The organism is Nocardioides sp. zg-1230 (genome assembly GCF_013155335.1).
GTDB lineage: Bacteria > Actinomycetota > Actinomycetes > Propionibacteriales > Nocardioidaceae > Nocardioides.
The window spans coordinates 1,384,760-1,403,016 of the sequence record NZ_JABJQZ010000001.1 but is presented as its reverse complement, the minus strand read 5'-3'; the positions used below and the strand labels follow the sequence as shown (position 1 = coordinate 1,403,016).

Annotated in this window: 21 protein-coding genes; 12 read left to right on the top strand and 9 right to left on the bottom strand. The window is 73.1% G+C overall.

Translation table 11 applies throughout. The features are described 5' to 3' along the window. Window positions 1-38 precede the first annotated feature (38 nt). The 3 genes from fgd to HOO61_RS06825 all read right to left on the bottom strand — a co-directional run bounded on the left by fgd (window position 39) and on the right by HOO61_RS06825 (window position 3,041). Window positions 39-1,052 carry a glucose-6-phosphate dehydrogenase (coenzyme-F420) gene (fgd, locus tag HOO61_RS06835; protein ID WP_172257848.1) on the bottom strand — a complete coding sequence of 338 codons (1,014 nt, stop codon included), beginning with the start codon at window positions 1,050-1,052 and terminating at the stop codon, window positions 39-41. A 64-nt stretch (window positions 1,053-1,116) separates the two neighbouring features. After that, window positions 1,117-1,947: a sigma-70 family RNA polymerase sigma factor gene (locus HOO61_RS06830; protein WP_172257847.1), complete on the bottom strand. Its 831-nt coding sequence runs from the start codon at window positions 1,945-1,947 to the stop codon at window positions 1,117-1,119. Between the two features lie 119 nt (window positions 1,948-2,066). Then, on the bottom strand, window positions 2,067-3,041 hold the full coding sequence (locus HOO61_RS06825) for a helix-turn-helix transcriptional regulator (protein WP_172257846.1): 975 nt from the start codon (window positions 3,039-3,041) through the stop codon (window positions 2,067-2,069). Between the two features lie 175 nt (window positions 3,042-3,216). Between HOO61_RS06825 and HOO61_RS06820 the strand changes: the two genes are divergently transcribed. Both HOO61_RS06820 and HOO61_RS06815 read left to right on the top strand, forming a co-directional pair. Continuing rightward, a complete protein-coding gene (locus HOO61_RS06820; protein ID WP_172257845.1) occupies window positions 3,217-3,552 on the top strand; it encodes an ANTAR domain-containing protein in 336 nt (111 codons plus the stop codon). Window positions 3,553-3,561: 9 nt separating this feature from the next. Then, window positions 3,562-4,272 (top strand): GAF and ANTAR domain-containing protein, encoded by a 711-nt coding sequence (locus HOO61_RS06815; protein WP_172257844.1) that lies wholly within the window; start codon window positions 3,562-3,564, stop codon window positions 4,270-4,272. A gap of 8 nt (window positions 4,273-4,280) precedes the next feature. On the opposite strand, the gene HOO61_RS06810 is transcribed toward HOO61_RS06815, so the two are convergent. Beyond that, window positions 4,281-4,967 carry a GAF and ANTAR domain-containing protein gene (locus HOO61_RS06810; protein ID WP_367650079.1) on the bottom strand — a complete coding sequence of 229 codons (687 nt, stop codon included), beginning with the start codon at window positions 4,965-4,967 and terminating at the stop codon, window positions 4,281-4,283. A gap of 188 nt (window positions 4,968-5,155) precedes the next feature. On the opposite strand from HOO61_RS06810, the gene HOO61_RS06805 reads away from it, so the two are divergent. The 7 genes from HOO61_RS06805 to HOO61_RS06775 are packed head-to-tail and all read left to right on the top strand — an operon-like array spanning window position 5,156 to window position 11,898. After that, window positions 5,156-6,298 (top strand): glycosyltransferase, encoded by a 1,143-nt coding sequence (locus HOO61_RS06805; protein ID WP_367650050.1) that lies wholly within the window; start codon window positions 5,156-5,158, stop codon window positions 6,296-6,298. After that, on the top strand, window positions 6,295-7,362 hold the full coding sequence (locus HOO61_RS06800; RefSeq protein ID WP_216658574.1) for a glycosyltransferase: 1,068 nt from the start codon (window positions 6,295-6,297) through the stop codon (window positions 7,360-7,362). The genes HOO61_RS06805 and HOO61_RS06800 overlap by 4 nt, the downstream gene beginning before the upstream one ends. Then, window positions 7,359-8,402, top strand: a complete 1,044-nt coding sequence (locus HOO61_RS24810) for a glycosyltransferase (protein WP_172257842.1) — start codon at window positions 7,359-7,361, stop codon at window positions 8,400-8,402. The genes HOO61_RS06800 and HOO61_RS24810 overlap by 4 nt, the downstream gene beginning before the upstream one ends. Then, window positions 8,399-9,250, top strand: a complete 852-nt coding sequence (locus HOO61_RS06790) for a glycosyltransferase family 2 protein (protein ID WP_172257841.1) — start codon at window positions 8,399-8,401, stop codon at window positions 9,248-9,250. The genes HOO61_RS24810 and HOO61_RS06790 overlap by 4 nt, the downstream gene beginning before the upstream one ends. Before the next feature lie 10 nt (window positions 9,251-9,260). Further along, window positions 9,261-9,698, top strand: a complete 438-nt coding sequence (locus tag HOO61_RS06785) for an SRPBCC family protein (RefSeq protein ID WP_172257840.1) — start codon at window positions 9,261-9,263, stop codon at window positions 9,696-9,698. Continuing rightward, the gene (locus tag HOO61_RS06780) at window positions 9,695-11,284 is read left to right on the top strand and encodes a phytoene desaturase family protein (protein ID WP_367650049.1); all 1,590 of its coding nucleotides are present in this window, start codon (window positions 9,695-9,697) and stop codon (window positions 11,282-11,284) included. Before HOO61_RS06785 ends, HOO61_RS06780 begins: the two co-directional genes overlap by 4 nt. Continuing rightward, on the top strand, window positions 11,281-11,898 hold the full coding sequence (locus HOO61_RS06775; protein ID WP_172257839.1) for a methyltransferase: 618 nt from the start codon (window positions 11,281-11,283) through the stop codon (window positions 11,896-11,898). Before HOO61_RS06780 ends, HOO61_RS06775 begins: the two co-directional genes overlap by 4 nt. Window positions 11,899-12,289: 391 nt before the next feature. Here the strand turns inward: HOO61_RS06775 and HOO61_RS06770 are convergent, their stop codons facing one another. Genes HOO61_RS06770 through HOO61_RS06760 form a run of 3 tightly spaced genes read right to left on the bottom strand, consistent with a single transcriptional unit; the run spans window position 12,290 to window position 14,630 of the window. Then, window positions 12,290-12,496 (bottom strand): CDGSH iron-sulfur domain-containing protein, encoded by a 207-nt coding sequence (locus HOO61_RS06770; protein ID WP_172257838.1) that lies wholly within the window; start codon window positions 12,494-12,496, stop codon window positions 12,290-12,292. Continuing rightward, window positions 12,493-13,452 (bottom strand): iron-containing redox enzyme family protein, encoded by a 960-nt coding sequence (locus HOO61_RS06765; protein WP_172257837.1) that lies wholly within the window; start codon window positions 13,450-13,452, stop codon window positions 12,493-12,495. The genes HOO61_RS06770 and HOO61_RS06765 overlap by 4 nt, the downstream gene beginning before the upstream one ends. Continuing rightward, entirely contained in the window at window positions 13,449-14,630 is a 1,182-nt protein-coding gene (locus tag HOO61_RS06760; RefSeq protein ID WP_172257836.1) for a zinc-dependent alcohol dehydrogenase, read from the bottom strand. Before HOO61_RS06760 ends, HOO61_RS06765 begins: the two co-directional genes overlap by 4 nt. Before the next feature lie 129 nt (window positions 14,631-14,759). On the opposite strand from HOO61_RS06760, the gene HOO61_RS24035 reads away from it, so the two are divergent. The 3 genes from HOO61_RS24035 to HOO61_RS06750 all read left to right on the top strand — a co-directional run bounded on the left by HOO61_RS24035 (window position 14,760) and on the right by HOO61_RS06750 (window position 16,628). Next, entirely contained in the window at window positions 14,760-15,290 is a 531-nt protein-coding gene (locus HOO61_RS24035) for a CinA family protein (protein WP_367650047.1), read from the top strand. Between the two features lie 64 nt (window positions 15,291-15,354). Beyond that, complete coding sequence (locus tag HOO61_RS06755) at window positions 15,355-16,101, top strand: GAF and ANTAR domain-containing protein (protein WP_367650078.1); 747 nt, start codon at window positions 15,355-15,357, stop codon at window positions 16,099-16,101. Between the two features lie 65 nt (window positions 16,102-16,166). Further along, window positions 16,167-16,628 (top strand): hypothetical protein, encoded by a 462-nt coding sequence (locus HOO61_RS06750; protein ID WP_172257834.1) that lies wholly within the window; start codon window positions 16,167-16,169, stop codon window positions 16,626-16,628. Between the two features lie 16 nt (window positions 16,629-16,644). Here HOO61_RS06750 and HOO61_RS06745 read toward each other — a convergent pair whose 3' ends face one another. Next, the gene (locus HOO61_RS06745; RefSeq protein ID WP_172257833.1) at window positions 16,645-17,610 is read right to left on the bottom strand and encodes a TIGR03557 family F420-dependent LLM class oxidoreductase; all 966 of its coding nucleotides are present in this window, start codon (window positions 17,608-17,610) and stop codon (window positions 16,645-16,647) included. Further along, entirely contained in the window at window positions 17,607-18,227 is a 621-nt protein-coding gene (locus HOO61_RS06740) for a response regulator transcription factor (RefSeq protein WP_172257832.1), read from the bottom strand. Before HOO61_RS06740 ends, HOO61_RS06745 begins: the two co-directional genes overlap by 4 nt. Between the last annotated feature and the right edge of the window lie 30 nt (window positions 18,228-18,257).

The window sequence follows — 18,257 nt, the reverse complement described above, 5'->3', positions numbered from 1 at the left end:
TGGACGACGACCCCGCGCCGTGGGAGGCAGGAGACGGCTCAGCCAGCCAGCTCGCGGAGAGCGGGTACGACGTCAGAGCCGAGGGCGGCGAGGAGCTTCTCCTGGTCGTGGCCGGGGCCGTGGAGGACGAGGTGGTCGAAGCCGGCGTCGACGTAGGGACGGACCGCGTCGACGACCTCGTCGGGCGTCGTCGCGACGATCCAGCGTGAGGCCACCTGCTCGATCGGCAAGCGGTCGGCGGCGGCGGCCATCTGGACGGGGTCGTCGAGGCGATGCTTCTCCTCGGCGCTGAGCGACAGCGGGGCCCAGAAGCGGGTGTTCTTCAACGCCTCCTCGCGAGTGGCGGCGTAGGACAACTTGATCTCGATCATCCGGGCGAAGTCGCGCGCCGGGCGGTCCGACGCCGCGCGGCCCTCGTCCACGGCGGGCAGCAGCTTGTCGGTGTAGAGGTCCATCCCCTTGCCGCTGGTGCAGATGAAGCCGTCGCCCACGCGTCCGGCGTACTTCGCCATCTGCGGTCCGCCGGCGGCGACCCAGATCGGGACGCCGCCCTCGGGCCGGTCGTAGATCGTGGCGTCGACGGTGCGGTAGTAGTCGCCGTCGAAGCTCACCCGCTCGCCGGCCCACAGCTCGCGCATCAGGCGTACGGCCTCGCGCAGCCGGGCCCAGCGCTCCTTGAAGTCGGGCCACTCCGGCAGCCCGACCGAGATCTCGTTGAGCGCCTCGCCGGTGCCGACGCCGAGCACGACGCGGCCCGGGCTGAGCAGGGCGATCGTGGCGAGCTGCTGGGCGAGCACGGCCGGGTTGTAGCGGAACGTCGGCGTCAGCACGCTGGTGCCGAGCACGACGCGCTCGGTGCGTTCACCGAGGGCCGCCAGCGCCGCGAGCGCGTTGGGGGCGTGGCCGCCCTCGTGGCGCCACGGCTGGAGGTGGTCGCTGACCCAGACGCTGTCGAGGCCGACCTCCTCGGCGCGGACGCCGAGCTCGACGAGCTCGCGGGGCCCGAACTGCTCGGCGGAGGCCTTGTAACCGACGACGAGGGAGGGGGTCACCGCGCCATGGTGGCACGGCGACCCCCAGCAGCCCCGCCCAGATCAAGCAAGGGTGCAACGGTCGTCAGGCGGCGGGCGGCCGCTCGACCAGACCGACCCGCAGGTCGGCGAGGATCCGCGTCAGGACCCGCGACACCTGGGCCTGGGTCAGCCCCACCGAGTCAGCGATCTCCTGCTGCGTCTGCTCCTGGTAGTAGCGCAACCGCACGATCCGGCGGTCGCGAGCCGTGAGGCCGCGCATCAGCGGCTCCAGCATGACCTTGGCCTCGGCCTGCGCCAGGGCGCGGTCCTCGTCGCCCAGCAGGTCGCCGAGCGACGACGAGCCGTCGGCCACCGGGGCATCGAGCGAGGTGGGCGTGAAGCACCCGTCGGCGGCGAGCGCCTCCACCACGTCGGAGGTGTCCTCCTCGAGGTGGGCAGCGATCTCGCTGGGTCGGGGCGACCGGCCGAGCTCTCGCTCGAGCTCCTCCTGTGCACCGGCGATGCGGGTCTGCAGGTCCTGCACCCGGCGAGGCGGGCGGACCATCCAGCCGGAGTCACGGAAGTGGCGGCGCAGCTCGCCGCGCACGGTCGGGACGGCGAACGACAGGAAGTCGTGGCCGGCGTCGGGATCGAAGCGCTGGGCGGCCTTGGTGAGGCCGAGGAGCGCGACCTGCTCGAGGTCGTCGAGGTCGATCCCGCGGTTGCGGTAGCGGGAGGCCATGCTGCGGGCCACGGCCGCATTGGTCTCGATGAGCTGACGGGTCAGCTCGTCGGCGTCCGACTGGCGGCGGACGTCACGGAGGTCGCTGACGATGGCATCGGTGCGACGGGCACGGGCCCGGCCCTCGAGGGGCCGGGTGGAACGAGGCTGGACGGGGTTGGGTCCAGCGGGGCGTACAGGGGCGATCGACATGGAATCCACGGCTCGCTTCCTGGGTGTTGATGGCGCCTGCCGTGGTCTCCAGCAAGACGATCAACCACCACGGTTGCATGGTCTGGACCACCACGACAGCCGCAAAGCGAACTCACCCGTCAGGACGAGGCGCGAGTCAACGTCTGTCCAGGGTTCTCGCCGAAGACCTGCCGGTACTCGGTCGCGAAACGACCGGGGTTGAAGAAGCCGAATCGGGCGGCGGCGTCGCCCACGGTGGCCACGGAGCCGTCGCGCAGCACCTGGTGGACCAGGTCGAGGCGCACCTGCCGCAGGTAGGCGTGCGGCGTGCAGTCGAGGTGGCGTCGGAACGCGTACTGCAGGGCCCGCGGGGTGACGTGGCACTCGCGGGCGATGTCGGACATCGTCAGGTCGTCACCGGCTCGATCGTCGATGATGCGCTGCGCGAGACGTACGACGGACTGGGTGGCGTCGCGGGCGTCGCGGACGATCCCACGGTCGTCGCCCGCCAGGAGGTTGTTCTCGAAGGTGTGCAGGAGGCTGTGGGCGAGGAGGCGCGAGGCGTCGGCCTGGCCGACCGAGTCGTCGGCCGCCACCGGCGTGACGCTGAGCCGGTCCACCACGGCTCGCCACTGGGCGGCCGCGGCACGCGATCGCGGCACGAACCTGGCGAACGTGAGGTCGGCGCTGGTCTTGTCGGGGTCGATGTCGGCGATCGCCGCGTCGAGGACCCCGACCGAGATGCCGGTGTTGCGCACGTCGTAGCCCGTGCCACCTCCCGAGAAGGGCATGTCCCACCCGGCTGCCAGGACGGTGTCACCCTCACGTCCACGGTCGGTCACGGATCTGCGGGTGTACTCGATCTCGCCGCTCAGCACGTCGACGACCACGAGCGACGGCAGGGGGTCGGCGTCGAACTCGACCGGACCGTCGATCTGGAGCCGGTCGAACGACACTCCTCCGCGATCGCGTCGGCGGTGGTGGATCGTTCCCATGCGACCGTGCAGGCCCAGCGAGGAGCCGTATGCGGTGTCGAGCCACTCGCGAGCCTGGTCGCCATCGCCCTCGAAGTCGAACACCTCGGGGGTGTCAGTGCGGGGTGCCCTGTCGGGCATGGGGCACCTCCTGGAGGAGAGTGCGGACGACCCGACGGCTTGAGTCTTCTCGACTGTAACCCAGTCCGCTCGTTTGCGCCCCTTCGGATGTGCCCGGTCCAGCCTGTAGGGTGGGAACCGCTCCAGTTCGACATCCGCCCTGTGTCCGCGGACCTACGTCATGCAAGAGGTGACGATGTCTGCCACACCCCTTTTCCCGGGCGAGCCTGCCCGTCAGGACGACGCGCTGCGCGACGAGGTCGCACAGCTTCACGAGGCCGTGAGGTCGCAGCGGGACATCGGCATGGCCATCGGCCTGCTGTCAGCGCGCTACGGCTGCAGCACCGACCAGGCCTGGCGGACGATGCTGCGGGTCTCCCAGGACAGCAACACCAAGGTCCGCACCGTCGCGCGCGTGCTCGTGGCGACCCACGACGGCACCGCCGACGCCGCCGACCACGAGGCGCTGGGGACGTTCGTCGCGCACCTCCCCGCGTCCGGCTGGCCGGAAGGCCCCCCGGTTCAGGGATAATCCGACGTCATGAGCATCGATGACGGCGCGCTCGCCGAGAGCCTGCGCCGGCTGTCCCAGCCGCGCGACGACGACGGCAGCATCACCTCGGCCCTCCAGGTCGTGGTCACCGCCTGCGTGGACCTCTTCGGGGTGGACGGCGCAGGCGTGCTGATCGCCGACGAGCAGGACATCCTCGTCTACGCCGCCGCCAGCGACGGTCCGGGACGGCTGCTGGAGCAGACCGAGGCGGAGGCCGGCGAGGGCCCGTGCACCGAGGCGTTCGTCCAGGGCCGGGTGGTGACCAGCCACGACGTGACGGCCGAGTCCGACCGATGGCCGACCCTCGCCCGTGCGATGGCCGAGCAACCCGTGCGCGCCGTGCTGGGCACGCCCGTGCTCCTCGGGGGCGTACCGGTCGGCACCCTCGACGTCTACAAGAGTCGTCCCCACCACTGGGACGACAGCGAGCAGGCAGCAATCGGGCGGTACGCCGAGCTCATCTCCACCACCCTCGGTGCCGCCCTCCAGGCGCACACCGCCGGCGAGCTCGCCAAGCAGCTGCAGTACGCCCTCGACTACCGCGTGCTCATCGAGCGAGCCGTCGGCTACCTGATGGCCAAGCACTCGCTCGACGCCGTCGGCGCCTTCAACGCCCTGCGCAACGCCGCACGCAGCCGGCGCACCAAGATCGGTGTCGTCTCCGAGATCGTCCTCGACACCGGCTCCCTGCCGGCCTGAGGAAGACCTCAGTCGTCCACCGGCTCGGCGGACCGCTCGTGCGGGATGGCCCGCGTCTCCACGATCTGCGTGGCCACGTCGCGCAGCTTGACGTTGGTCGTGGAGGAGAGCCGTCGCAGCAGCTCGAAGCTCTGGTGCTGGTCGATGCCGTAGCGCTCCATCGCGATGCCCTGCGCCATGCCGATGACGTGCCGGGAGCTGACGGCGGTCTGCAGCGTGCTGGCGCGGCGGGCCGACGACAGCGCCGTGGTGGCATGGACGGCGTACACGAGGGCGAGGTCGACGACGTCGCGGTCGTCGAACGCTCCGGGCCGGGTGCTGTAGAGGTTGAGGGCGCCCAGGGGCTCGTCGCGGTCGGTGACCGCGACGGCCAGCAGCGACCCCACGCCCAGCTCGGCGGCGCGCGGGCCCCAGGCCGGGTAGCGGGAGTCCGAGCCGACGTCGCCGCTGCGCAGCCAGCCGCCTGTGTCGGCGATCTCCAGGCACGGCCCCTCGCCGATGGCGTACTGGAGCGCGTCTGCCTCCCGGGCGAGGGCGTCGCTGCTCGCCAGCGTCCGGTGGCCGCGCGACGTGCGGATCGTGAGGCTCACCTGGTCGGCCTCGGGGACCAGGTCGCGCATCCGCGTGACGATCGCGCGCGAGGTGATGGCCTCGTCAGGCTCCTGCTGCAGCTCTGCTGCGAGTGCCGCGAACACGGCCAAGGAGTCATGGGGTGGCAATGAGGATCCTTGAAGGACTTGCGTCTGAGACCCGTGTTCTGGAGTCGGGATGAATTTATCGCCCCCGCGAGCCGTGGCTCAACGCGACACCTCCCATGGGAGGTAGTTCGTCGTCTTGAGGTGGTGCTCGTGCATGACCCTCGTGCGCGCGGGTACCGCTGCGCGTGACCACCTCCGACATGACGACGGACGCGCGCTCGGCGCTGCCGGTGCCGCGTCCCCGGACCGGGCGTCTCGTCATCGCCTCGGTCCCCGCCAACCACGTGTACGTCCGCCACCTCGCGCCCGAGGACGGCTCGGGCCCGGTGCGCCTGCCCGACCCCACGCCCCCGGGAGCGGCGACCCCGCAGCAGTGGTGGCCCCCGGTCATGCTCGACGCCGCCTGGGTCGAGGCCAATGACTTCGACGTCTTCCACCTCCACTTCGGCTTCGACGCGCGCACGCCCGCCGACCTCGAGGAGCTGGTTGCCGCGCTGCGACGCCGCGGCAAGCCGCTGGTCTTCACGGTCCACGACCTGCGCAACCCCCACCACCTCGACCGCGAGGCCCACGACCGCCACCTCGACGTCCTGGTGCCGGCCGCCGACGCTCTGATCACCCTCACCTCGGGAGCCGCGGCCGAGATCCGCGCCCGCTGGGGTCGGGAGGCCGTCGTGGTGCCGCACCCCCACGTCGTACCCCTCGACGTGATGCGGCAGGCCGCCTCGATGCGCGAGGTGCGCGGGCGCGGACCGGGTGAGCGCGAGCTCCGCATCGGCATGCACGTCAAGAGCCTGCGCGCCGGGATGCACCCGCACGCGGTGCTCCCCGTGCTCGTCGACGCCGTCCGCGACCTGCCCGGCGCCGTGCTGCAGGTCAACGGGCACCGCGACGTGCTGCTCCCCGAGGGGGCGAGGTACGACGCCGAGCTGGCCGAGACCCTGCAGGGCCACGCCGGCCGGGGCGAGCTCGACCTGCGCATCCACGACTTCCTCGACGACGACGCGCTGTGGGCCTACCTCGCCTCCCTCGACGTGTCGGTGCTGCCCTACCGCTTCGGCACCCACAGCGGCTGGCTGGAGGCCTGCCGCGACCTCGGGACCGCCGTCATCGCGCCCTCGTGCGGCTACTTCGCCGACCAGGCGCCGGTGCTGACCTACCAGCACGACGAGGACCACCTCGACGCCGACAGCCTGGCGGCGGCCGTGAGCGCGGCCCACGCCGGCCACGTCGCAGCCCCGCCCAGCGTGGAGGACCGGCGCCGTCAACGCGCGGAGGTCGCCGAGGCCCATGCCCTCGTCTACGGGTCGGTGGTGGGTCGACGGTGAGGATCTGCCTCATCGCCTCGAGCCGCTTCCCCATCCGAGAGCCCTTCGCCGGCGGCCTGGAGTCGATGACCTGGACGACCGCGCGCGGCCTGGCCGAGCGCGGGCACGACGTCACGCTCTTCGCCGGTCCCGGGTCGGACGCCTCGCTGCCGGTGCGGCTGCTGCCGTTGTCGACGGTCCAGATCAGCTCGGCGGCGATGGCCGACAAGTTCGCCCCCGGGCCGGGCTGGCTGGCCGAGCACCACGCCTACCTCGCCCTCATGCTCTCGCTGGCGCGCACCGGCGCCGAGGAGTACGACGTGGTGCACAACAACAGCCTCCACCACCTGCCGATCGCCATGTCCCCGGCGGTCGACGTGCCGATGCTCACCACCTTGCACACCCCGCCGCTGCCGATGATCGAGTCGGCGGTGGCGCTCTGCCCGCGCCCGCCGCGCTTCGTCTCGGTGAGCGAGTGGACCGCGAACTCATGGCGCCACGCGGTGGACAGCGACGTCGTGCTCAACGGGCTCGACCTGCGCGACTGGCCGGCAGGAGCCGGCGGCGGACCGGCCGTCTGGTCGGGCCGGATCGTGCCCGAGAAGGCACCCCACCTGGCGGTCGAGGCCTGCCGCCTCGCGGGCGTGCCGCTGGTGCTGGCCGGTCCTGTGCAGGACCAGGCCTACTTCGACCGCGCGGTCGCCCCGCTGCTCGGCGTCGACGCGATGTACGCCGGCCACCTCGCCCAGCGAGAGCTCTCGCAGTTGCTGCGGCAGGCGTCCGTGGCGGTGGTGACGCCCATGTGGGACGAGCCCTACGGCCTCGTCGCCGCCGAGGCCATGGCCAGCGGCACCCCCGTCGCGACCTTCGCCCGCGGCGGCCTGAGCCAGGTGGTCTCGCCGCAGGGCGGCGTCCTCGCCGCACCCGGCGACGCGGCCGCCCTCGCCGAGGCCGTCGTGGCCGCTGCCCGGCTCGACCGCCGCGCCGTGCGCGCGTACGCCGAGTCGACGTGCAGCGCCGACGCGATGGTCGAGGGCTATATCGACCTCTACGCCGAGCTGACCCGCCAGGACGACGCGGCGTGACCCGCGCTTCGCGAGTCCTCGGCTACTACGTCCACCACGTCGGCAGCGGGCACCGGCACCGCGCCGGGGTGCTCGCCGCCCGGCTGCGGCGCGAGGGCGTCGCGGTCACCGGGCTGTCGTCACTCCCCCGGCCCGAGTCCTGGGTCGGGGACTGGGTGCAGCTCCCGCCCGACGACGACGACGGCGAGCCCCGCGACGTCACGGCCCACGGGCACCTCCACTGGGCCCCGCTCCAGCACGACGGGACCCGGTCCCGGGCCGCGGCGCTGAGCGCGTGGCTGGAGGCCGCACGACCGGAGCTGCTCGTCGTCGACGTCTCGGTCGAGGTGCTCCTGCTCGCCCGCCTCCACGGCGTGCCGGCCGTCGGCGTGGTCCTCCCCGGGCGTCGTGACGACCGCGCACACCTCCTCGGGTTCGGGGTCGCCGAGGCGCTGGTCGGCTTCTGGCCGAGCACGGCGCGCGACATGACGCCCGGGCTGCCGGACGACCTGCGCGACCGGCTGGTGCCGGTCGGCGCGCTGTCCCGCCACCCGGTGCGAGCGACGCTCCGTCGGCGCGCAGACCCGCCCGAGCGCACCGTCGCCCTCATGCTCGGCTCGGGCGGCCACGACGTCAGCGCCGACGACGTACGCCTCGCGCGCGGGGCCACCCCCCACTGGCGGTGGCACGTGCTGGGCGCGGACCGCAGCACGTGGGTCGAGGACCCGTCGGCCGTGCTGGCCGGAGCCGACGTCGTCGTCACCCATGCCGGGCAGAACGCGCTCGCCGAGACCGCCGCCGCCCGTCGGCCCGCCGTCGTGCTGCCGCAGCACCGGCCCCACGACGAGCAGCGCACGACCGGCGCGGTGCTGGAGGACGGCTGGCCGGCTGTCGTGCGTACGTCCTGGCCGGATGCCGGCGAGTGGGCCGACGTGCTCGACCGGGCAGCTGCCCTCGACCCCCACCCCTGGACCCAGTGGTGCGACGGCTGGGCGGCCGACCGCTTCGCGGAGGTCGTGCTGACCACGCGCGACCGGGTGGGCGCGAGGTCCGCGCCGTGACCCGCGTCGCCGTCGTCACGATCGCCCACGGCCGCCACGAGCACCTCGCTGCCCAGCACCGCTCGCTCGCCCGCGGCACGATCCGGCCCGACACCTACCTCTGCGTCGCCATGGACGACCCGCACATCCCCGTTGACGAGGTGGACGGACTCGTGCGCGACGTGGTCCCCGTCGACCGCGGCCCCCACGGTGGGCTGCCGCTCGCCACCGCGCGCAACCTCGGTGTCCGGACCGCGCTCGGCACCGGCGCCGACGTGGTCGTGCTGCTCGACGTCGACTGCCTCGCCGGCGCCGGGCTCGTGGCGTCGTACGCCAACGTCGTCACCACGCGACCGCACCGCATCTGGTCGGGCCCGGTGACCTACCTGCCTCCCCGCCCGCCCGGCGGCTACCCCGCCGACCCGGCCGACCTCGCCGCCTGGGACGACCCGCACCGGGCCCGACCGGCCCCGGCCCCCGGCGAGCTGCTGGAGTCCGAGGAGCCCGACCTCTTCTGGTCGCTCTCCTTCGCCGTGGGCCCGAGCACGTGGGAGCGCCTCGGCGGCTTCTGCGAGGACTACGCCGGCTACGGCGGCGAGGACACCGACCTGGGTCGTACGGCGATCGCCCGCGGCATCGGCCTCGGCTGGGTCGGCGGCGCCCGGGCCTACCACCAGCACCACCCGGTCAGCAGCCCACCGGTCGAGCACCTCGACGACATCCTGCGCAACGGCCGCCTCTTCCACGAGCGGTGGGGCGAGTGGCCGATGACCGGGTGGCTGGAGGAGTTCGAGCGACGGGGACTGGTGCGGCGCGAGGATGGGCACTGGGTGCGAGAGACGCCCGAGAGGCATTCGCGAGCACAGTGAAGGAGACAGCATGAGCACCACGACCCGCACCTTGTCGGCCACGCCGGAGCAGGTCTGGGAGGTGCTGTCCGACGGCTGGCTCTACCCGCTGTTCGTGGTGGGTGCGTCCCGGATGCGCAACGTCGACGACACGTGGCCCGCCGTCGGCTCCAAGCTCCACCACAGCGTCGGCACCTGGCCGCTGCTCATCGACGACACGACCGAGGTGCTCGAGCTGGAGGAGGGCACGCGCCTGCTCCTCAAGGCCCGCGGCTGGCCGGCCGGAGAGGCCCACGTGGAGATCTCCCTGCGCCCCGACGGGGTCGGGACCCTCGTCACCATGAAGGAGGACGCCACGGCCGGACCCGGCCTCCTCATGCCCAAGCCCCTGCGCGACCCGCAGCTGCACTGGCGCAACGTCGAGGCGCTGCGCCGGCTGGCGTTCGTCGTGGAGGGCCGCACGCGGTGAGCGCCGGCTCGTCCGGCGCCTGGGACGCCATCGTCGTCGGCGCCGGCCCCAACGGGCTGGTCGCCGCCAACCACCTCGTCGACGCGGGCTGGCGGGTCCTGGTGCTCGAGGCCCAGGCGACGCCCGGCGGCGCGGTCAGCAGCGACCGCGAGGTGCACCCCGACTTCGTCCACGACACCTTCAGCGCGTTCTACCCGCTGGCCGTGGCCTCGCGGGCCATCACCGACCTCCGGCTGGAGGACCACGGGCTGGCCTGGGAGCACGCCCCGTCGGTGCTCGGGCACCCCTTCGGCGACGGGCAGTGGGCGGTGCTCCATCGCGACCGCCACGACACCGCGGCCGGACTCGACGCGCTCCGCGCCGGCGACGGTGACGCCTGGCTCGAGCTCTGCCGCACCTGGGACCGCATCGGGACCGCGCTGGTCGACGGGCTGACCTCGCCCTTCCCGCCCGTGCGAGCGGGTGCGCGGCTCGTGCCGGCGCTGGCCCGCGCCGGCGGCCTCGACGTCGTACGCCGGCTGGCGACGCCGGTCTCGTCGCTGGGTCGCGAGCTCTTCGCCGGCCCCGCCGCGGCGCTGCTGCTGGCCGGCAACGCCGGTCACGCCGACTTCCCCCTCGCCTCCCCCGGGTCCGGCGTCTTCGGCGTGCTGATGACGATGCTCGGCCAGACGGTCGGCTTCCCGGTCCCGCGGGGCGGTGCGCAGCAGCTCACCGAGGCGCTCGTGACCCGATGCACGAGCCTCGGCGCGGAGCTGGTGACCGACGCCGAGGTGACCGGCATCGACGTGCGCGGCGGCCGCGTGGTCGGCGTACGTACCCGCGACGGACAGTCCTACGCCACCCGCGCGGTCCTCGCCGACGTGTCGGCCACCCACCTCTTCGGCCGCCTCGTCGCCGAGGAGCACCTGCCCGCACGTCTGGTGCGGGGCATGCGCCACTTCGAGCTCGACCCCGGCACCGTCAAGGTCGACTGGGCGCTCTCGGGCCCCGTGCCGTGGACCAACCGGCCGGAGCGCGCGCCCGGCACCGTGCACGTCGCCGACTCCGTCGAGGAGATGACCCAGACGCTGGCCCAGGTCTCGTCGGGGGTGGTGCCGGACCGGCCGTTCCTGCTGACCGGCCAGATGACGACCAGCGACCCCACCCGGTCCCCCGCCGGCACCGAGTCGTTCTGGGCCTACACGCACGTGCCGCAGCCGGAGAAGACCCGCCGCGACGCCGCCGACGAGGTCACCGGTGAGTGGGGCCACGACGACGCGCAGCGCTTCGCCGACCGGATGCAGGCGCGCATCGAGGCGGTCGCGCCCGGGTTCGGCGACCTCGTCCTCGAGCGCCGGGTGCTGGGCCCGCACGAGCTCGAGGCGCGCAACGCCAACCTCGTCGGTGGCGCCGTCAACGGCGGCACCTCCCAGCTCCACCAGGAGCTGGTCTTCCGCCCCGTCCCGGCAATGCGCGGCCGGGCGTCGACCGGCCTGCCCGGGCTCTACCTCGCCTCCGCCTCCGCCCACCCCGGCGGTGGCGTCCACGGCGCGGCCGGCGCCAACGCCGCGCGCGCCGCCCTCTGGCACCGAAGGATCCGCCGATGACCGACCAGCTGACCTTCGGGTCCCTCACCATCGCCTTCGACGACCGCGTGCTGCGGCCCCGGGAGTGGACGGCCGCGCAGTCGGACTGGGCGGCCGACCTCATGGCGACCGCGCCGGGCGGGACGGTGCTCGAGCTCTGCGCGGGCGCCGGCCACATCGGCCTCCTCGCGGTCGCGACCTCCGGCCGGCGCCTGCTCTGCGTCGACGCCAACCCCGTCGCGTGCGACTACGCCCGCGCCAACGCGCTCGCCGCCGGCATGGCGGACCGGGTCGAGGTCCGGGAGGGTCGGCTGCAGGACGTGCTCGAGCCCGGCGAGCTGTTCCCGGTGATCATCGCCGACCCGCCGTGGGTGCCCCGCGAGCAGACCGGCCGCTACCCCGAGGACCCGCTCACCGCCATCGACGGCGGCGACGACGGCCTCGACGTGGCCCGTGCCTGCCTGGCCGTCGTCGACGCCCACCTCGCGCCCGGCGGCTCGGCCGTGCTCCAGGTCGGCACCCGCGCCCAGACCGACGCCCTCCGCCAGGAGCCGTGCTTCACCGAGGGCCGGCTCGCGATGGTCGAGGTGCGCCAGCAGGTGCGCGGGGTGCTCGCGCGCATCGACCGCGCCTGACGTCGTACGACGCTCGCGCGCCGCGCCGCCCCGAGGAGCGGTGGTCCACCCACATTTCCGGGCCGCGGAATGTAGCTCAGCCACCGCTCGGCAGGCCGACGGGAGGGTGGGGAACGAGAAGCACCCGCGCGCGCCGGTTCGGCCCGCAGGTCGTTCCCCCGTCGGGTCGGGTGGCGTTGTGCCCGTACGGCGGCGCACCCGAGGAGCGGTGGTCCAGCCACATTTCCGGGCCGCCGAATGTGGCTCAGCCACCGCTCCCCAGCGCACCCTCGTACGACACGCCCGTGGGCGGTGGCCAGCCCACACTTGCGAGCTCAGGAATGTGGGTGGACCACCGCTTCCCCGTGCACGCGGCGGTCCGGGCGCGGAGGAGAGCCCGTCGTACGACGCTTCAGCGCGGGATGACCTTGTGCGTCCCGTCGCACCAGGGCAGGCGGCTGGACTTCTCGCAGCGGCAGAGGGCGACCACGGGGCGGTCGACGGCGTGGACGGTGCCGTCGAGGTCCTGCACCGACTGCGCACCGCGCAGGAGCATCGGCCCGTGCGGGACGAGCACCACGTCGGGGTGGTCGAAGTCGCGCCCGGCTTGACTGCTCATCGCTGGTCCTCCCACACCCCGAGCATCGCCGTCGCGAAGCGGGCCTCGACGTCGAGGCAGGTCCAGGCTCCGAAGAGGATCTCGGCCGCCTGGTCGGGCTCGTCCTCGGCGAGGGTGCCGCAGATGTCGCGAGCGGCGAGGTGCTCGTGGATGGCGTCGGCCTCGACGTGCTCGTCGTAGTAGGCCGACATCGGCCCGTCGAGCCCGAGCCGCTCGAGCCCCTGCACCATCTTGCGCGAGGGCAGCGAGCTGGTCATCTCGAACGCGGCCAGGTGCCCCATCGCCGCACCGCGCAGGCGGCGGTGCAGGCCGAAGAGGGAGCCGGCGTTGTTCATCTCGAGGTTCTCGACGATGGCGTCGTCGACGTAGGCGCCGTACTCGGCCCGCAGGCCGACGGCCTCGAGCCCGCGCGCGAAGAGGTGGGAGTGCAGCCGGTTGGGGTCGCCGTCGCCGTACTCGTCGAACTGCAGCGCCATCAGAGCGGCCTTGGCCCGCACCGGGAGCCGCGGGACGACGAAGGCTGACGGGTCGGACTCCTTGAGGTGGTAGACCGAGCGCTGGCGCAGCAGCTCGAGCACCTGGTCGCGCTCGAAGTGCCGGCGGACCCGGTCGGCCAGCGACGGGCCGTCGTCCGCGGCGACGATCTCCTGCAGCGCGGTCGGGACCTCGGCCGGAGCGGGCGCGGTGGCGGACGGCACCGCGGTCGTCCACCGCTCGCGCAGCCGCTCCTCGAGGGCCGTCTCGAGGCCGCGTCGTACGCCGAGCAGGTCGGGGTCCCACTCGGCGCGGTCGTCGGCGTCCTCGAAGCCGCGGAACGACAGCTCGTGCAGCGTCCACAGCGCGATCGACTCGTCGTCCCACGAGTCCGCGGCGGGGGCCGAGCCGGTGAGTCCCGGGTCGGCCAACCGGGCGACGAGCCACTCGCTCAGCCCGCCGCGCGGCTTGGGCAGCCTCACGGCCGGAACACCACCTTCACCATGCCGTCCTCCTTGTCGCGGAACTTGCGATAGGCCTCGGGGGCCTCGTCGAGGGGCAGGTGGTGGGTGGCGAACGACTCGACGCCGAGCACGTCCTCCTCCTGCTCGAGGAGGGCGAGGATGTCGTCGCTCCAGCGTCGGACGTTCGCCTGGCCCATCCGCACCTGGATCTGCTTGTCGAAGAGCTGGAACATCGGGAGCGGGTCGGTGGGGGCGCCGTACACGCCCGAGATGCTGATGGTGCCGCCGCGACGCACGCTGTCGATGCAGCTCATCAGCGCGGCCAGGCGGTCGACGCCGAAGTTGAGCATCACCTTCTCCTGCACCTTCTTGGGCAGCAGGCCGAGCGCCTTCTGCGCGGTCTCCGCGACCGGCGAGCCGTGGGCCTCCATGCCGACGGCGTCGATCACGGCGTCGGCGCCGCGGCCGTCGGTCAGCTGGCGTACGGCGTCGCCGACGCCGTCGACCTCGGTGAAGTCGATCGTCTCCGCACCGCGGCCGTGGACACGGGCGAGACGCTCGCGCACGGAGTCGACGGCGATGACCCGCAATCCGCGGTGCAGGGCGATCCGGGTCGCCATGTCGCCGATCGGGCCGGCGCCGACGACCAGGAGCGTGCCGCCGTCCTCGACCGCGGCGTACTCGACGGCCTGCCACGCGGTGGGCAGCACGTCGGACAGGAAGAGGAACCGGTCGTCGGTCGGGCCGTGCGGCACCTTGATCGGCAGCGTGTCGGCGAACTGGACCCGCAGCAGCTCGGCCTGCCCACCGGGCACCTGCCCGTAGAGCTTGCTGTAGCCGAGCAGGCTGGCGCCGGTGCCGGTGTCCCTGTTCTGGGTGGTCTCGCACTGGCTGTAGAGACCGCGCGAGCACATCCAGCAGGTGCCGCAGCTGATGTTGAAGGGGACCACCACACGGTCACCGGGGACCAGGGACGTGACCGCCGAGCCGACCTCGCGCACGATGCCCATCGGCTCGTGGCCGACGATGTCGCCCGTCGTCATGAAGGGCGTCAGGGGGTCGTAGAGGTGCAGGTCGGACCCGCACAGCCCGGTCGAGGTGACCTCGACGACGACGTCGGTGCGCTCCTCGATGACCGCGTCCGGGACCTCCTTGACCTGCATGTCCTGCTTGCCCTGCCACGTGACTGCCTTCATGGATGCGGTGACCTCCTCGGTCGGTCGTGCTGTGTGCTCGATCGTGTGCGTGATGCGTCCCCGACCAGTGCCCCGCAGGGCTGCTTCCATGCGTGCATGACGGGCGCGTGCGCGGGGAACGCATGACCCGTGAGCAGTGACGCGAAGCCGACCGAGCCAGAGCCGACCGGGATGGAGCCGACCGACGCGGCGCGTGCCGACCGCATCGCGGAGCTGGCGACGTCGCACGGTCTGCGGGTGGCGGTCGCGGAGTCGCTGACCGCAGGACGGATCTCGTCGTTCCTGGGTCGTGGCGAAGCCGCGAGCGAGTGGTACCGCGGCGGCGTCGTCGCCTACGACGAGGAGGTGAAGTTCGAGGTGCTGGGCGTCACCCGCGGCCCCGTGGTGACCGCCGCGTGCGCGCGCGAGATGGCGGACGGCGTACGCCGCCTGCTGGGCGCCGACGTCGCCCTCGGTATCACCGGGGTCGGTGGCCCCGGCCCCCAGGAGGACTGCCCGCCGGGCACCGTCCACCTCGCCGTGTCCACCGAGGCGGGCACGCGGCCGCTGCACACCCGGTTCACCGGGGACCCCGGGGAGGTCGTCGCACGGGCGACGAGCCTCGCCCTCGACGAGCTGGTGCGCGAGCTGGAGGGCCGGCGGTCCGAGCGGGCCAGCTGACGTTGCGCGGCGGGTCGGGAAGTGGGAGCGTGGAGGTCCGCCTTCACCCTTAAGCAGGTGCCTCATCAACGACGTCTTCGAACGTCAGCTGGCCGACGCCGTACGTGAGCTCGACGCCCAGGTCGATCCGCCGCACACCCTGCAACGGCTCGTCGAGATCACGCCCGAGTTCTTCACCGCCTGCGACCACGTCGGCATCTCGGTCGTCGAACGGGACAAGATCCGCACTCCCGTCGCCACCAGCGAGCGGCTGCGCGAGCTCGACCAGGCCCAGTACGAGCTGGGCGAGGGGCCGTGCCGCGAGGCGATCCGCGAGCACGCGACCGTCCTGGTGGACGACCTCGCGACCGACCCGCGGTGGCCCTCGTGGGGCCGCGCGATGGTCGAGGAGCTCGGCATCCGCTCCAGCCTCAGCTTCCGCCTCTTCACCCGGCCCGACCGCACCTGGGGTGCGCTCAACGTCTACGCGACCCAGCCGCGCTCCTTCACCGACGAGGACGTGCTGCAGGGCCACACGATCGCGGCGATGGCGGCGGTCGCCCTGGCACGGTCGATCAACGACGAGCAGCTCGTCCGTGCGATCGAGACCCGCACCGTGATCGGCCAGGCGATGGGGATGATCATGGAGCGCTACGCCCTCGACGAGGACCGCGCCTTCGACGTCCTGCGACGGCTGTCCTCGCAGGCCAACGTCAAGCTCCGCGACCTGGCGGCCCAGGTGGTCGCCACGCGTGAGCTCCCGGAGCAGGGCGTCCCGGAGCAGGGCGTCCCGGAGCAGGGCGTCCCGGAGCAGGGCGTCACCGCGGAGTAGGACCGGGCGAGGACCCGCCCGTTGGCAGGTGGTGCCGGACGGGCGTGGTCTGTGAGCCTCGGAGCATGGACGACCAGCCCGCTCCCGAGCACCAGCGGCCCGACGGAGTCACCGACGAGACCGTCGAGGCGGTCGGCAAGGTCTCGGCCGCGCTCGACCACGTCGAGGACGCGCGGGGCCACCTCTACGCCTTCCACCGCCTGATGGGCAGCGCCGAGTCGACCTTCGAGGAGGCCGAGGCGCTGGTGCGCGAGGCCGGCCACGACGAGCTCGCCGACGCCCTCGACCGCGACGTCCTCGGGCAGAACCCGCTGCCCGGCATGTGGTCGTTCCAGATGGTCGAGGCCTTCGACGACGGCTTCTACGCGCGCACCAAGGAGCTCCACCAGCGCATCCTCGACGAGCTCGTGGACGGGCAGCGCCACGTCTTCGAGGCGGAGATGAAGGAGCTGCGGCGCACCCGCGGGCGCGAGGGGCACGAGGCGAGGCCCGCCGACGTCGAGGGCCACCCCGAGTACGACGGCTGAGGGGACGGGAGCCGCCTCAGCCCCGGTCGCGCAGCTGCGGGAGCACGTCGGACCCGTAGGCCGCGATCATGTCGGCGTAGTGCGGGCCCATGTTGGCGACGTACACCTCGCTGAAGCCCGCGTCGACGAACGGCGCGTAGGCCTCGACGTGCTCGGCGACGTCGGGGCCGAAGGCACCCTTCTCGGCGAAGGCCTCGCGCGTCACCAGCTCGCTGGCCTGCTCGAAGTGCTGCGGGCTCGGCAGCACCTGCGCGAGCTCGCCGGGCACGCCGGAGTTGGGCCACAGCTGGTACGCCGCGTCGATCGCCTCGTCGCGGGAGGGTCCCCAGGCGACCTTGAAGCCGGCCTGCGTGGGTGCGTCGGCGCCCTTGGCGGCGCGGAACGTCTCCACGGACTCGGCGTCGGGCTGGGTGGTGACGAAGCCGTCGGCGATGCGGCACGCCACGTCGAGCGCCTTCGGCCCGAAGGCGCTCATGTAGATCGGCGGCGGCTCGTCGGGCAGCGTGTAGATGCGCGCCGTGTCGACGGTGTAGTGCCGGCCGTGGCGCGAGACCACCTCCCCGGTCCACAGCTCGCGGATCACCTCGACGGCCTCCTCGAGCATCTCGAGGCGCCGCTCGGCGTGCGGCCAGACGTCACCGAGCACGTGCTCGTTGAGCGCCTCGCCGGTGCCCACGCCGAGGGTGAAGCGTCCCTCGCCGAGCAGCACCGCGGAGGTGGCCGCGGCCTGGGCGACGATCGCCGGGTGCGTGCGCACGGTCGGGCAGGTGACCGCCGTGGTGACCGGCAGGTCGCACACCTGCGCGACCGCACCGATCATCGACCACACGAAGGGCGACTGCCCCTGCGCGTTGGTCCACGGGTGGAAGTGGTCGCTGATCCAGAGGCTGTCGAAGCCGGCGCGCTCGGCGAGCCGCGCCTGCTCGAGCAGCTCGTCCGGTGCGTACTCCTCGCAGGAGAGGAAGTAGCCGAACCGGGTCATCGTGCGGCGCGGAGGGGCACCCGGGGAGCGCGGGTCGGCTCGGGCTCGGGCGTCATGAGCAGCCCGTGCTGGATCGCCCAGAGCACCGCCTGCGAGCGCGAGGTCACCTCGATCTTGGAGTAGGCGCCGCGGATGTAGGACTTCACCGAGTTGATGCTGAGGTTGGTCTCCTCGGCGATGTCGCGGTTGGCCTTGCCGGAGGCGATCATCGAGAGCACCTCGGTCTCGCGCTGGGTGAGGGGCCACTTCTCGGCAGCCGCCTTCTCCGCCTCGGCCTGACCGGTCCAGGCGTCGACGACGACGCGGCCGTCGGCGATCTGGAGCAGGTTCCACACCAGGCGCCGGGCCGGCAGCCACTTGCTGACGAAGCCGGCGGCGCCGCGCGACATCTCGGTGGAGACGGCCTCGGGGCTGCAGTCCCAGCCGAAGGCCACCATCCGGGTCGGGAAGCGCTGCGGGGCAGGCCGGACGCCCGCGGATCGGCGGTGGGGTTCGTAGAGGGTGAGGTCGCACAGGGGCGCCGGACCGTCGGCCCGGTGCGCCACCAGGGTGACCAGTGCGGAGTGCGGCTCGAGCATGGCGCGGAGGCCGTGGACGACGAGCTCGCTCTCCTCCATGATCGCCACCTTGACGTGGCGGGTGACGGG

Bases quoted from the DNA above. Each gene is read 5' to 3' on its own strand.
- HOO61_RS06740 (WP_172257832.1), bottom strand. From the start codon at position 18,227: ATGGAGGAGAGCGAGCTCGTCGTCCACGGCCTCCGCGCCATGCTCGAG.
- HOO61_RS06775 (WP_172257839.1), top strand. From the start codon at position 11,281: ATGACCGACCAGCTGACCTTCGGGTCCCTCACCATCGCCTTCGACGAC.
- HOO61_RS06820 (WP_172257845.1), top strand. From the start codon at position 3,217: ATGTCTGCCACACCCCTTTTCCCGGGCGAGCCTGCCCGTCAGGACGAC.
- HOO61_RS06825 (WP_172257846.1), bottom strand. From the start codon at position 3,041: ATGCCCGACAGGGCACCCCGCACTGACACCCCCGAGGTGTTCGACTTC.
- HOO61_RS06750 (WP_172257834.1), top strand. From the start codon at position 16,167: ATGGACGACCAGCCCGCTCCCGAGCACCAGCGGCCCGACGGAGTCACC.
- HOO61_RS06745 (WP_172257833.1), bottom strand. From the start codon at position 17,610: ATGACCCGGTTCGGCTACTTCCTCTCCTGCGAGGAGTACGCACCGGAC.
- HOO61_RS06830 (WP_172257847.1), bottom strand. From the start codon at position 1,947: ATGTCGATCGCCCCTGTACGCCCCGCTGGACCCAACCCCGTCCAGCCT.
- HOO61_RS06785 (WP_172257840.1), top strand. From the start codon at position 9,261: ATGAGCACCACGACCCGCACCTTGTCGGCCACGCCGGAGCAGGTCTGG.
- HOO61_RS06760 (WP_172257836.1), bottom strand. From the start codon at position 14,630: ATGAAGGCAGTCACGTGGCAGGGCAAGCAGGACATGCAGGTCAAGGAG.
- HOO61_RS06770 (WP_172257838.1), bottom strand. From the start codon at position 12,496: ATGAGCAGTCAAGCCGGGCGCGACTTCGACCACCCCGACGTGGTGCTC.
- HOO61_RS06815 (WP_172257844.1), top strand. From the start codon at position 3,562: ATGAGCATCGATGACGGCGCGCTCGCCGAGAGCCTGCGCCGGCTGTCC.